We start from the raw sequence: 13,181 nt of genomic DNA, 5'->3' as shown, positions 1-13,181 counted from the left end.
GTGCGCCAGGTGACGTACGTGCGGGACAAAACGCGTCATAGCGTCATACGCCGAGCTGTGGGCAGATGCGCTCCCCGGCCTCGGTCCTGCCCATGGAGGTATCCTTCAGTGATTCTAGTACAGAGCGCAGGTCCTCCGGCAGCTCGTTGGCAAGCTCAATGGTCTCTCCTGTAACGGGGTGGTCAAAGCGGATATGCCACGAATGGAGGAACTGCCTGGTAAGGCCTAGGTTCTGACGCAGGTCACCGCGGCCGTAGAGCGGGTCTCCCACCACGCAATGGCCTATGTGGCGCATGTGGACGCGAATCTGGTGCGTTCTGCCCGTGTAGAGGTGGCACTCCAAAAGCGTGTAGCCATCGTCTCTGCGACCAGCCTCGAAGCGCTCGAGCGTCGTAAAGGTGGTGATGGCCTCACGCGCATTGGGGTCATCCGTGACCATCATGCGCAGGCGGTCCCTCGTCGAACGCGCGATGCCACTCCCGATGGTGCCCTGGTCAGGCGCTACGTAGCCCTGTACAAGGGTCACGTAGCGCCTGTCAAGCACGCGCAGGCGGATGAGGTCCTGCAGGGCCTTCTGGGTATCGTCGTCCTTGGCGGCCACCATGAGCCCAGAGGTGTCCATGTCCAGTCGGTGCACAATGCCGGGACGGTCATCGCCCTGAAGACGCCCCAGGTGCGCGTGACCGCAATGGGCGACAAGGGCGTTTGCCAGCGTATCGTCCACGTGCCCCGGGCTTGGGTGGCACACGAGGCCAGCCTGCTTCGAGAGGACCATGAGATACTGGTCCTCAAAGCGAATGTCCAGGGGGATGTAGGGGTTGGGAGCGAGGCCCCCCATGACGGGTTCTGCCTCGGGCAGCGTCACCTGCAGACGGTCACCCAGGCAGAGCCGCTCGCTTTTGGACGATACGGCCGTGGCGTTGAGCGTCACGCGGCCCTCCTCGACGAGACGAGCGCAGGCACTTCTCGACGGCAGGCCGTCTTGTGCGGAGAGGAACGCGTCGATGCGAACGCCATCCCCTTCAGGCCCCACGAGCAGGCCGATGAGGCGATCAGGCATCCTGGCTATCCCCAGCGCTGGAAGGTGCGGACTCGTCGGCATGCGCGGCACTCTCGGCAGCGCTCTCGGGAGCGTCAACCATCACGACGTAGAGAACCACTGAGACCGCAATGCCCATGGTAACGAAGATGTCCGCCACATTGAAGACGGGAAAGGCCATAAAGGTAGTGGCAAAGAAGTCGGTGACGTAGCCAAAGATCATACGGTCGATCATATTGCCAACGCCACCGCCACAAACGCAGGCGACAGACACCACAAGCGACATGGGCAGCGCGTCATGGGACCACACGAGCCAAATGCCAAACGCCAGCACAACCGCCGCAAAGATGATGAACACGGGGCCGGCACCCTCCCCTATAGAGAACGCCGCGCCCGCATTCTTCACAAACGCGAGGTCAAGGATGCCCGGAATGAAGGTCTGGGGCTGTCCGGGAACGAGGGACGCGCGCGCAGCGGCTTTGGTGACCTGGTCGACGAGAACGGCAAGCACGCAGACGACCCAGAACACGACGAGCCTCGCCCCTCGCCACGACCGTACCTTATGCATTGCGTCAACCGTCACAAAGTCCCCCTACGCGTGCCGTCCCCAATACGTTCCGTACAAGTGATGCTAGTCCTGCTCGCCCGCCTTCTCAACAGCATCATGACAGCGGTCGCAGAGACCGTCCTCGCCGAGCTCGCGCCAGTTCCAGCACCTGGGGCAACGCTCTCCCTCGGCGTGGGTGACGGTCGCGGAGAACTCGTCTGCCGCCTCGGCTGTGACCGAAGAGCACACGAGGGGCTCTGCGAGGTCGATGCCCGTGGCGCGGACCACCTCCAGGGCATCGACGGGCATAGTGAGCGCCGCGCGAGCGGCCTGGGAGGTCTTCTCGGGTATGACGCCCTCGGAAGCCGCCTCCTCGTAGGCCTTCGTGAAGGCACCCCTCACCTCGGTCAAGGCCTCGTGGGCCTTGAGCAGCGGTTCGTACTCCGCAGGAGCCATGGGGGCCTCGTACCAGTCGAGAAGTGCCGCATGCCCCTGGCTGTCGCGCATGGATGCGGGCAGGTGGGGCATGACCTCGTCGGTGGTGTAGACGAGGATGGGCTGGAGGTCGTGGACCAGCATCGAGAGGATGTGTGCCCACGTGGTCTGCGCGGAACGGCGCTCGGGCGAGTCGGTGGCACCGCAGTAGACGCGGTCCTTGGTCGCGTTGAGGTAACCATTCGAGAGCTCGGTCACATAGTCGTAGAGCGTGCGGAAGACCACGTTGAAGCGGTAGCCCTCGTAGGCACGCGCCACGGTGTCGTGGACCTCGCACATGTGCGCAAGCGTGATGCGGTCATACGGCGCAAGCTGGTCCAGGGGCACGCCCTGGGTAGCGGGGTCAAACTGGTCCTCGATCTCACCGAGGAGGAAGCGGAAGGTGTTGCGAATCTTACGGTACGCATCGCCCACGTGGTCAAGGATCGCATTGTCGCAGGGGACGTCGGTCGAGGTGTCAACGGAGGCGACCCACAGGCGCAAGACGTCGGCACCGCGGGTGTCGCACTCCTTGTTGGGGTCAATCACGTTGCCGAGCGACTTGGACATCTTGCGGCCCTGGCCGTCAAGCGTGAAGCCCTGCGAGACAATCGATTCGTAGGGAGCCGTGTCGTAGGCACCCACCGAGGTCATGAGCGAGCTCATGAACCAGCCACGGTGCTGGTCGGAACCCTCGAGGTACATGTCGGCAGGGAACTTGAGGTAGCCACGGTGCTTGCACACGGCGGTGTGGGAGACACCGGAGTCCCACCACACGTCGAGAATGTCGGAATTGGCCTTGAGGTTGTGGCTGCCGCACTTGGGGCAGACGCAGGCGGCGCCCAGGTAGCTCGCGGGGTCCTCGGCAAACCAGGCGTCGGAGCCCCTCTCGCGGAAGAGTTCGATGACCTTGTCAAGCGTGGCGTCGTTCATAACCGTCTCGCCGCAGTCCTGGCAGGTGTAGGCAGGAATTGGCACACCCCAGTTGCGCTGGCGCGAGATGCACCAGTCTGGGCGCCCCTCGACCATCGAGGTGATGCGGTTGCGGGAATGCGCGGGATAGAACTTGACCTTCTCGAGCTCGCGAAGGGCATCCTTGCGAAGGCCCGTCTTGTCCATCGAGACAAACCACTGGCTCGTGGCACGGAAGATGACTGGCTCCTTGCAGCGCCAGCAGTGCGGGTAGCTGTGGGAGATGTCCTCGTGGAGGATGAGTTCGCCTCGCTCGTCCAGCCACTCGATGATCTTGGGGTTGGCGTCGTTCACGTTCATGCCGGACCACGGGCCGCCAGTCCCCATGTCATCGCCCTTGTAGAAGTTGCCATCGTCGTCAACGGGCATGACGACGGGGATGCCAAACTTCATGCCGGCGTTGTAGTCGTCGACGCCGTGTCCGGGGGCGGAGTGAACGATGCCGGTGCCGTCATCAAGCGTGACGTAGTCGGCGTAGATGAACTCGCCCTCGACACCCCGATCGCCAAAGATGGGCTGCTTGTACCTATTGCGGTAAAGCTCGATGCCGGTCATGCTCCACACAGAGCCGTCGGCGCGCTTGGCAAGCTCAAAGGACTCGTAGCCAAACTTCTCGCAATCCTTCTCGACAAGCGCCTGTGCCATGATCTCGGCGCGGCCGTCCACCACAACGGCAACGTAATCGGCCTCGGGGTGCAGGATGACGCAATCGTCTGCAGGCAGCGTCCACGGGGTCGTAGTCCAGATGTCCACCCAGAGGTTGCCCCCATAGGCCTCGAGCCCCTCGGGAACGGTCGTCATCTGGAAGCGCACGAAGATTGCGGGAGAGACCTCGTCGCCGTACTCGATCTCGGCCTCGGCGAGTGCCGTGTGGCAGTGGGTGCACCAATGGACGGGCTTGCGGCCACGATAGATGGCGCCCTTGTCGAAGATGGCCTTGAAGATCTCGACGTCGGTGGCATCGTAGTCGTGGACATAGGTGAGGTAGGGGTTATCCCACTCGCCGAGAACGCCCAGGCGCTTGAAGCCCTGGCGCTGCGTGTCGACCTGCTCGACCGCCATCTTGCGGCAAAGCTCGCGGATCTTGACAGTGGGAAGCTGGTTGAACTTCTCGGTACCCAGCATCTCCTCGACCTTGTGCTCGATGGGCTGGCCGTGGCAGTCCCAGCCGGGCACGTACGGGGTCTGGAAGCCGCGCATGGACCAGTAGCGGTTGATGATGTCCTTGCTGATCTTGTTCTGAGCGTGGCCCAGGTGGATGGGGCCGTTGGCGTACGGGGGACCATCGTGGAGGACGAACTTCTCGTGCCCCTCGTTCTTCTTGAGGAGCTGCTCGTAGAGCTTGTCCTCGTCCCACTGGGCGAGACGCTTGGGCTCGTTTTGAGCGAGCGATGCCCTCATCGGGAACCCCGTCCTGGGGAGGTTCATCGTCTTCTTGTACTCATTTGCCACCTGGAAAACCTCCATCTCGCGGGCACAAAAGAGCGCCCGTCCCTCCTGCTGGGACGAAGCGCTCACTTCACACTTCGCTTATGACCACCCAGCGAGCGAACATTCCGCCAAACTCGGCTGGCCTGTCACGGCGGCCACTCCGTCGACGCCTACTTGCGGGCGAGAAAACCTCCCGCTTTGGGGCCGCGGCTCCGGGGTGATCTTGCGACGGACGCCAAGGCGGGCTCCCACCATCCCCGCTCGCTCCTCATGACGCACACCGAGGCTACCTGTCCCCTTCACAGCCTTCGGGGCTGCATGATAGCACGTTCGCCGGACTCGTCGCGTCGCTGACGGATTTCACCCGGAAAGAGCGGCGTGCCGCGCGGACACATGGGCCCGCGCGGCACCTGATGTTTCATGACACCCCCGAACCGGGGCGCCGGGTCCGACGCTGCGCCGCTACTGCGCGCTCTGGGCGGAGAACTGCGGGGCAAAGCCGTCGTCGCGCTTGAGCATCTTCATGAACTCCTCGCCCGTAATGGTCTCCTTCTTCTGGAGGTAGTGGGCAATCTCGTGGAGCTTGAAGCGGTTGGCCTTGAGGGTCTCTATGGCCTGTGCGTGGCCCTCCTCGACGAGCGTCTGGACCTCGGTGTCAATCTCCTGGGCAGTACCCTCGGAGCACGTGAGCTCCTGGCCGCCGCCAAGGTAGCGGTTGCGCTGTTGGCCCAGGGCCACCATGCCAAACTTGTCGGACATGCCGTACTGGGTCACCATGGCGCGCGCGATCTGCGTTGCCTTCTCGATGTCGTTCGAGGCGCCTGTGGTCATCTCGCCAAAGATGAGCTCCTCTGCCGCACGGCCGCCGCAGAGCACCGCGATCTTGTCCTTGGCCTCCTTGCGCGTGGTGAGGAAGTGCTGGTCCTCCTCCACCTGCATGGTAAAGCCCAGGGCGCCCGAGGTGCGCGGCACGATCGTGATCTTCTGCACGGGGGCAGAGCCGCTCTGCATGGCCGCGACAATGGCGTGGCCGGTCTCGTGGTAGGCCACGACTTCCTTCTCGTGCTCGGAGAGAACCGTGGACTTCTTCTTCTCGCCGGCGATAACCACGTCGACGGACTCCTCGAGGTCCCCCTGCGAGACGCGGCTGCGGCCGTAGCGGACGGCGCGAAGGGCGGCCTCGTTGATGATGTTGGCAAGGTCTGCACCGGAGGCGCCAGGCGTCGAGCGGGCAATCACGCTGAGGTCGATGTCACGATCCATCTTGACGTCGTTGGCATGGATCTTGAGGATGGCCTCGCGGCCGGCAAGGTCGGGCAACTCAACGGGAATGCGGCGGTCAAAGCGGCCGGGACGGAGCAATGCCAGGTCAAGCGTCTCGGGGCGGTTGGTTGCGGCGAGGACAACGATGCCCTTGTGGTTGTCGAAGCCGTCCATCTCGGAGAGGAGCTGGTTGAGCGTCTGCTCGCGCTCGTCGTTGGAGTTTATTGACATGTCGCGCTTCTTGCCCACGGCGTCGATCTCGTCGATGAAGACGATGCAGGGGGCCTTCTCCTTGGCCTGCTTGAAGAGGTCACGCACCTTGGCGGCACCGCGGCCAACGAACATCTCGACAAACTCGGAGCCGGAGATCTGGAAGAAGGGCACGCCCGCCTCACCTGCAACGGCCTTGGCAAGCAGCGTCTTGCCCGTGCCCGGAGGGCCCACGAGCAGCGCGCCGCGGGGGCACTTGGCACCAATCTCGTTGTACTTGCCGGGGTTCTTGAGGAAGTGGACGATCTCCTGAAGCGACTCCTTGGCCTCGTCCTGGCCTGCGACGTCTTTGAATGTGACACCGGTGTCTTCGCCTTTGACCTCCTTGGCGTTGGAGCGCCCAAGGCCGCCGCCCATGCCAAAGCCGCCGCCAAAGTTCATCGATGGGCCATCATCGCCCATCTGCTTTTTCATCTGGCGGTTTGCCCACCAGCCGAGCAGGAGCAGTCCGACGAGCGGCAGCCCATAGGCGATGAACATGTAGAGCCACAGGTCACCGGAGGTATCGGGAATCGACGCCGTCATGTCAACGCCATGCTCCTTGAGCGTGGTTGCAAGGCTGTCGTCGTTGGGCCAGGCGGTTGTGCTGTAGACCTTCTGCGAGTCGCCCGTGCCTTCGGTGTACTTGATCGTGGAGTTGCTCGTGTCAATCTCGGCGGCGACAACCTTCTTGTTGTCGACATCCTCGAGGAACTGAGAGTAGCTGGTCTCGGTCACTCGGGAGCTTACCAGGTTGGGGTAGAGCGTCTGGCTCACCGCGAGGTACACCACAATCGCGATGAGCACGTAGACCAGCATCGACCTGCGTCTCTTGTTGTCATCCATGTCCATCTGTGGACCCTTTCGTCCGGTGCCGTGCAAGAACCTGGCTTTAGCGTACCCATTTGCCGTGCTTCGATCGTGTTCGCGCAACAACCATTCACAAGTGCCGCACGCGGCGCGCAGGGGACGCGCCGGACGAGGGCTACAGTCAACCCCGGCTATCCCCTCTCGGACAGAAGGCCCGTGCGATACGCCTCGAGCAGCGCCCTCAGGTCTGCCACCTGCCCGCGAATCTGGGTGCCCGTATCGGTGTCACCAATGGTCTTGGGCCGAGGGTGTATCTCGAAGCGGTCGTCGTCACTCATGATGTCGGCGTTGAGGTCGAGCACGTCAGCGATGGTCCCAAAGGGACGGTGGGCCTTGATGCGCATGCCCCTGGGGTCCGAGATGAGGGTGTAGCCCGCAATGCCCGTGGTCTTGTGGTAGGCCTGACAGAAGCCACCGTCTATCACAACGAGAAGACCTCCCGCCTTGACGGGGCTCTCCCCTTCCGAGACATGCACGGGAGTGTGGCCGTTGATGATGTGGCCGTGCACCGGGTCTGCCCCAAACTCCGAGAGGATGCGCCGCGCGACCTCTGGACGCTCGGTGAGTCTGAAGTACGGGTCTCTCGGCTCTTCCCAGGCGGCACGGTCGGTGAGGTAGGTGCGCTCGAAGGTCTTCACCACGCGCCCCGAAAGCGGCGAGTAGCGCCCGCACCAGAGGTACCACATCCAGTCGAGAGAGACCTGGTCATGCTCATGCCACGCCTGGCGCGCAAGGCGGTCGGCATAGTCGTAGTACGCGCGGCCGGCAAGGAATCTGTCCTGGTGACGCACGGCGCGGAAGGTGCCGTCCTCGTTCATGGGCACGCACGCATGGAAGATTGCGTTGCCGTTGCGCACCAGATAGGCAGCGCCATGATCGTACAGGAAGCCAATGTGGGCACGGAGCTTGTCCGAGGAGCGAACGGCATCCATGAGGCCGTCCATCACGCGCTTCTCGTCTTTGGATAGCTCGTAGGGGTGCGCGGGGTCGAGCGTGGGGAAGTCGCGCGTACGCATCTCGTATTCGTTGCCGCCAAGCTCAAGGACACCCCGGGCGGCGTCTACGTGCTCGAGCAGGAGCCTGCCCTCCATGTGCCAGTTGGGATGGCGCATGATGACCTGTCCCTCAAGCTTGAACAGGATGACCGAGATGGCCTTCTCCATAGGCGTCATGCCGTCGTCTTGCGTGTAAGTCGCCTCGGAGAAGAGCGCGAGCTCGCGCAGGCTCACACCGTAGGCGCTCTCGAGAATCGAGAGGCTCTCGTAGTGGATGTTGTTGCGAATCACGGCCGCCAGGCACGCAGCCGAACCGGAGGCGGCGCCCATCCACACGATGTCGTGGTTGCCCCACTCGACGTCAATCGAGTGATATCCCATGAGGCGGTCGCAGATCTTGTCGGCGTGGGGACCGCGATCGAAGATGTCGCCCACCAGGTGCATGTGGTCAACGGCCAGCCGCTTGATGAGCGCCGCGAGCGAGCAGATGAAGTCGTCCGCCGAGCCGGTGTCGATGATCGTATCGATAATGCGCTGGTGGTAGGCAAGGCGTGCCTCGCGCTCGTCTGGCGAGATGTGCAGGAGCTCGTCGATGATGTAGGCGTAGGCCACAGGCATCGCCTTGCGCACCTTGGATCGGGTGTAGGAGCCGGAAAGGCGCCTGGCGAGACGGACGAGGCGCATGAGCGTGATGGCGTACCACTCGCTGGTGGCCACCCCCTCCTCGCGCAGGCGACGGAGCTTCTCGGACGGGTAGTAGACAAGCGTACAGAGGTCTGCCTGCTCGCTTGCCGTGAGCTCGAGGTTGAAGACCCCCTCCACGCGCTCGCGGATGACACCGGAGCAGTTGTTGAGGATGTGCTCGAACGCCTCGTACTCGCCATGGACGTCCGAGACGAAGTGCTCTGTGCCCTTGGGCAGGTTGAGGATGGCCTCTAGGTTGATGATCTCGGTAAACGCGGCTTGGGTGGTGGGGAACTTCTCGGATAGAAGCTCCAGGTACTTGAGCTGTGCGGCGTCTGTTTCCTGCATGTGGTTTGCTCCCTGTGTCGGCTGTATCGTCTCAGTCTGTACCGGCGAGGCAAGAGAGGCGCCGTGATTTCGGCGAGACGCACGGACGCGCGCGGCTGGCGTCGCCGGCCGCGTCAGGCTATCGGCGCCTGCGGGCAAAGAGCTCCCAAAAGGCGACCGCCGAGGATGCGGCGACATTGAGCGAATCGATGCCATTCGACATCGGGATGATCACGGAACGCCCGGCGGCGTCTAGGGTTTTGCGGTCGAGCCCATAGCCCTCGCAACCAAAGAAGAGCGCGACCTTATCGGCAGACGCTATCGACGGGTCGTCTATGGGCACGGCCTCCTTCTCGAGCGCCATCGAGAGGCAGGTAAAGCCACGGTCATCGAGGAGGTCTACGATGCCTTCCGGCCAGGCGTTCCCCTCGACGCGCGCCCATGGGACCCGAAAGACCGCTCCCATCGAGACGCGCACCGCCCGTCTGCTCAAGGGGTCTGCGCAGCGTGGAGAGAGGAGCACGGCATCGGCACCGAGAGCCGCGGCCGAGCGGAAGAGCGCGCCTACGTTGGTGACGTCGACAAGGTCTTCGAGGACGGCAACGTGGCGAGCGCCGAGGAGGGCCTGGTCAACCGTGCGAGGGCAAGGCCGGCGCATGGCGCAGAGCAGCCCCCGGTTCACATTGAAGCCCGTGAGAAGCTCCATCTGGTCGTGCGGAAGGACGTATGCGACACAGCCCGCGTGCCCAATGAGGTCCGCGCATGACTCGAGCCTTGCGTCGTCCACCAGAAACGAAAGGGGTTCGAGACCCGCATCCAGCGCAACCTCCACGACGAGTCGCGATTCTGCGATGAGCACGGCCTTCTCGGGCTCAAGCCTGTTTCTAAGTTGGCGGTCGGTGAGCCTAACGTAGGCGTCAACCCGCGCATCCTCGGCGGTCTCGATGCGTATAACCTGCATGTCCACGAATTCCGTCCTCCTCGACGAACTGCCTAGTAGCATCTCGCGCCTTGGCGGGCGCCCAAGCCATCGTGGCCTTTGGAGCTTTTCTCTATCACAGCCGGACGCCACGCCGCCTTGGGCTACTATAGACAAACATGACAAGTATACCGAGGCGGCAAACCGCCCGATGTTGAGGGGAAACTGCCATCACCATGGAACAATCTACGCACGGCGCTCACTTCGCAAGCAAGCCGGAGAAGCACTCGAGCCGTGGCCCCATCATTGTCCTGTCCATCGCATTCGCCGTCATTTTCGCCATCTACCTGGGAGGTGTGGCATACTTCAGCTTCTTCTTCATGCCATCGACCACCCTCGACGGCCAGGACGTCTCGCTCATGAGCGTGAATGACGTAGCCACCTCGCTCTCGACAACCAAGGTGTCCGGCTGGAAGGCGACCGTCTCCGGTGACGGAGTGTCGTTCGACCTTGCTGCGGCCGACGTCTCCCTCGCCTACGATGGGGAGGCTGCCGCACGTGCCGCCATAGCCCAACAGCGCCCTTGGGCGTGGCCCGTCGAGCTGGCGCAGGGCAAGGACCAGAGCCTCTCCACCGGAGACGCCTCCACCTATGTGAGCCTTGACCCAACGGGCATCTCCACCGCACTTGCAAACGCCGTGAGCGCCGTGGCCGCGGCGGACGATGGGACCAACACCACAGGGATTTCCTACGACTCCGAGAAGAAGGCCTATGTGGCATCGGGCACGGCGCAGGCCAATCGCATCAACCAGGCAAGCGCCACCCAGACCATCGCAGAGAAGGTCCGCTCACTTGCCACCTCCATCGAGTTGGGAGACGAATCGCTTCAGGGCGGAGAGTCCGTCGACGCTGCGTTGAGCACCGCAAACGCCATGCTCGGGGCAACCGTCACGCTCACGCTGGGAGGCACCGAGGTCACGACCGTTGACGCCGACCTCATCTCGCAGTGGGTGACCATTGGAGACGACCTCTCGATAACCCTCGACCAGGATGCCATCACCACATGGGCAAAGGGCGACCTCTCCGCTAAGACCGACTCCGTTGGCACGGCGCGCACCTACACGCGCCCCGATGGCGTCCAGGAGTCCGTTGCCGCCGGCGGTGTCTACGGGTGGTCAATCAACGGCATCGAGGCAGCTCAGGACATTTACAGAAACATCGTGTCCGGCTCTCCCACCACGCTTGAGCTTCCCTGCTACGACTCTGCTGCCACGTACAACCCCGGTGGGCAGGACTGGCCCACGCGCTTCATCGACGTCGACATCTCCGACCAGCACGCCATCTTCTTTGACTCCGATGGCTCCGTTATCTGGGAGGCTGACATCGTGACCGGTCAGCCCAACCTCAACCGCAGCACCACGCAGGGTACGTGGACCATCACGAACAAGCAGAGCCCATCGACGCTCGTCGGCCCCAACAACGAGTCGGGCAATCCGCAGTGGGTGAGCCACGTCGACTTCTGGATGGGCGTCGTTGGTAACCTCATGGGCTTCCACAACGCGCCGTGGCGCTCGGCCTTTGGTGGCGACATCTACCTCACGAACGGCAGCCATGGCTGCATCAACCTCTCGTACGAGAAGGGCGAGCAGCTCTACTCGCTGTGCAACGTGGGTGACGTCGTCATCATCCACGAGTAGGCCGCGCACACCGGCTACGCAACAGACGCAGACAGGCGCCGAGAAGGACAGGCGCCCTGTGATCGCCCCGATGGCAGCTTTTGTCGACAGTGGCAACTATCACCCCTTGTGCGTACGCACGACGGCACCTTTCCGCCCAAATGGCTCCTCGTAGGAGTCCGATTGTCAGATTTCTGGCTTCGTGCGTACGCTCAACCGCCCATTTCTGCCATAGCCCACCCGGCCAACTGGGCAAATGTCGGAGCCGCGTCAAAAGTCACTGGTGGTGCGTACGCACATTCGTGCCTTTCTGCCAAAAAGTCCCTCGAGTGAGATGAGACAAAGGGACTGTCCCCCTGTCTCATCTCCAGCCGCGCCCTCCGGGCATGCCCATGTCGCGCATCATCGACTGCATCTGGCGACGTTGCTTCTTGCTGCCACCCTGGGTAGCCGCACGCATCTTGCTCATCATCTTGTTCATCTCGCCCCACTGCTTGATGAGCTGGTTGACCTCCTGCACGCTGCGGCCAGACCCCATGGCAATGCGCTTCCTGCGCTGTCCGTTGATGATCTTCGGCCTTACACGCTCCTCCTTGGTCATGGAGTGGATCATGGCCTCGATGCGCGTGAGCGAGTTCTCGTCCACGCCGCCCTGCTGTGCCATCGCGCGGTCGCCGCCAGGCAAGGCGGAGAGGATCTTGGCAAGGCCACCCATGCGCTTGATCTGCTGCATCTGGTTGAGCAGGTCATCCATCGTGAAGCCCTCGCGCAGCATGCGCTCTGCAGCGTCGATCTGCTCCTGGTCGGCCACCTTCTGGGCTTGCTCGATGATGCCGTAGACGTCGCCCATGCCCAGGATGCGCTTGGCCATGCGGTCGGGGTGGAAGACCTCAAGCGAGTCGGGCTTCTCGCCCATCGAGACAAACTTGATGGGCTTGCCCGTTACCGCACGAACAGAGAGCGCGCCGCCGCCACGGGCATCACCGTCAAGCTTGGACATGATGACGCCATCGAAGTCCACCCGCTCCGCAAAGGTCTGGACAACGTTCACGATGTCCTGGCCGGTCATGGCGTCAACCACCATGAGGATCTGGTCGGGCTTCACGGCCTGCTTGATGGCGACCGCCTCCTGCATCATCTCCTCGTCGATCTGCAGGCGGCCAGCGGTATCCACGATCACGATGTCGTTCAGGTGGTCGACGGCCTGGCGAATCGACTCGGAGGCAACCTTGACCGCATCCCTGCCGTCTCCGCGAAAGACCGGCACACCAATCTCGCCACCAAGCGTGGCCAGCTGGTCGGCTGCCGCAGGACGGTGCGTGTCGCAGGCGGCAAGCAGCGGAGAATGGCCCTGTCCCTTGAGGAGATAGGCTAGCTTGGCCGCTGCCGTGGTCTTGCCCGAGCCCTGCAGGCCCACGAGCATGATCACGTTGGGTGTGCGGTTCTGCGCCAGCACCAGCTTGGAATCGGTCGTGCCGAGAAGTTCGGTGAGCTGGTCGAGCACGATGCGCACAACGTTTTGCGCCGGCGTGAGCGAGTCGAGGACCTCGGCCGTGAGGCACTTCTCCTTGCAGGAGGCAACAAAGTCCTTGACCACGCGGTAGTTGACGTCTGCCTCGAGCAGCGCCATGCGAATTTCGCGCATGGCAACGTTGATGTCGGCCTCGGTGAGCTTGCCCTTGCCGCGAAGCTTCTCGAAGGTGTCCTGAAGGCGGTCGGAGAGACTGTTGAACAT

At 63.0% G+C, this 13,181-nt stretch carries 8 protein-coding genes; 1 reads left to right on the top strand and 7 read right to left on the bottom strand.

The features are described from left to right. Window positions 1–43 precede the first annotated feature (43 nt). The 6 genes from E0E00_RS07740 to E0E00_RS07715 form a co-directional block, all read right to left on the bottom strand. On the bottom strand, window positions 44–1,060 hold the full coding sequence (locus E0E00_RS07740) for an RluA family pseudouridine synthase (RefSeq protein ID WP_130811960.1): 1,017 nt from the start codon (window positions 1,058–1,060) through the stop codon (window positions 44–46). After that, the gene (lspA, locus tag E0E00_RS07735) at window positions 1,053–1,622 is read right to left on the bottom strand and encodes a signal peptidase II (RefSeq protein WP_130811959.1); all 570 of its coding nucleotides are present in this window, start codon (window positions 1,620–1,622) and stop codon (window positions 1,053–1,055) included. Before lspA ends, E0E00_RS07740 begins: the two co-directional genes overlap by 8 nt. Window positions 1,623–1,670: 48 nt before the next feature. Next, window positions 1,671–4,484, bottom strand: a complete 2,814-nt coding sequence (ileS, locus tag E0E00_RS07730; protein WP_130811958.1) for an isoleucine--tRNA ligase — start codon at window positions 4,482–4,484, stop codon at window positions 1,671–1,673. 441 nt (window positions 4,485–4,925) lie between these two features. Beyond that, window positions 4,926–6,827, bottom strand: coding sequence for an ATP-dependent zinc metalloprotease FtsH (ftsH, locus tag E0E00_RS07725; protein ID WP_130811957.1), 1,902 nt, complete (start codon window positions 6,825–6,827; stop codon window positions 4,926–4,928). A 149-nt stretch (window positions 6,828–6,976) separates the two neighbouring features. Next, a complete protein-coding gene (locus tag E0E00_RS07720; RefSeq protein WP_130811956.1) occupies window positions 6,977–8,872 on the bottom strand; it encodes a fructose-1,6-bisphosphatase in 1,896 nt (631 codons plus the stop codon). Window positions 8,873–8,990: 118 nt separating this feature from the next. Then, entirely contained in the window at window positions 8,991–9,812 is an 822-nt protein-coding gene (locus tag E0E00_RS07715; RefSeq protein WP_130812639.1) for an RNA methyltransferase, read from the bottom strand. A gap of 194 nt (window positions 9,813–10,006) precedes the next feature. Between E0E00_RS07715 and E0E00_RS07710 the strand changes: the two genes are divergently transcribed. After that, the gene (locus tag E0E00_RS07710; protein ID WP_130811955.1) at window positions 10,007–11,467 is read left to right on the top strand and encodes a L,D-transpeptidase; all 1,461 of its coding nucleotides are present in this window, start codon (window positions 10,007–10,009) and stop codon (window positions 11,465–11,467) included. A 340-nt stretch (window positions 11,468–11,807) separates the two neighbouring features. On the opposite strand, the gene ffh is transcribed toward E0E00_RS07710, so the two are convergent. Further along, complete coding sequence (gene ffh / locus E0E00_RS07705) at window positions 11,808–13,181, bottom strand: signal recognition particle protein (protein WP_130811954.1); 1,374 nt, start codon at window positions 13,179–13,181, stop codon at window positions 11,808–11,810.

This window comes from Olsenella sp. Marseille-P4559 (genome assembly GCF_900605015.1).
In the GTDB taxonomy this organism is placed as follows: domain Bacteria; phylum Actinomycetota; class Coriobacteriia; order Coriobacteriales; family Atopobiaceae; genus Tractidigestivibacter.
Note: the sequence above shows the minus strand (reverse complement) of the source record. Positions and strands in the feature narration are given on the sequence as shown.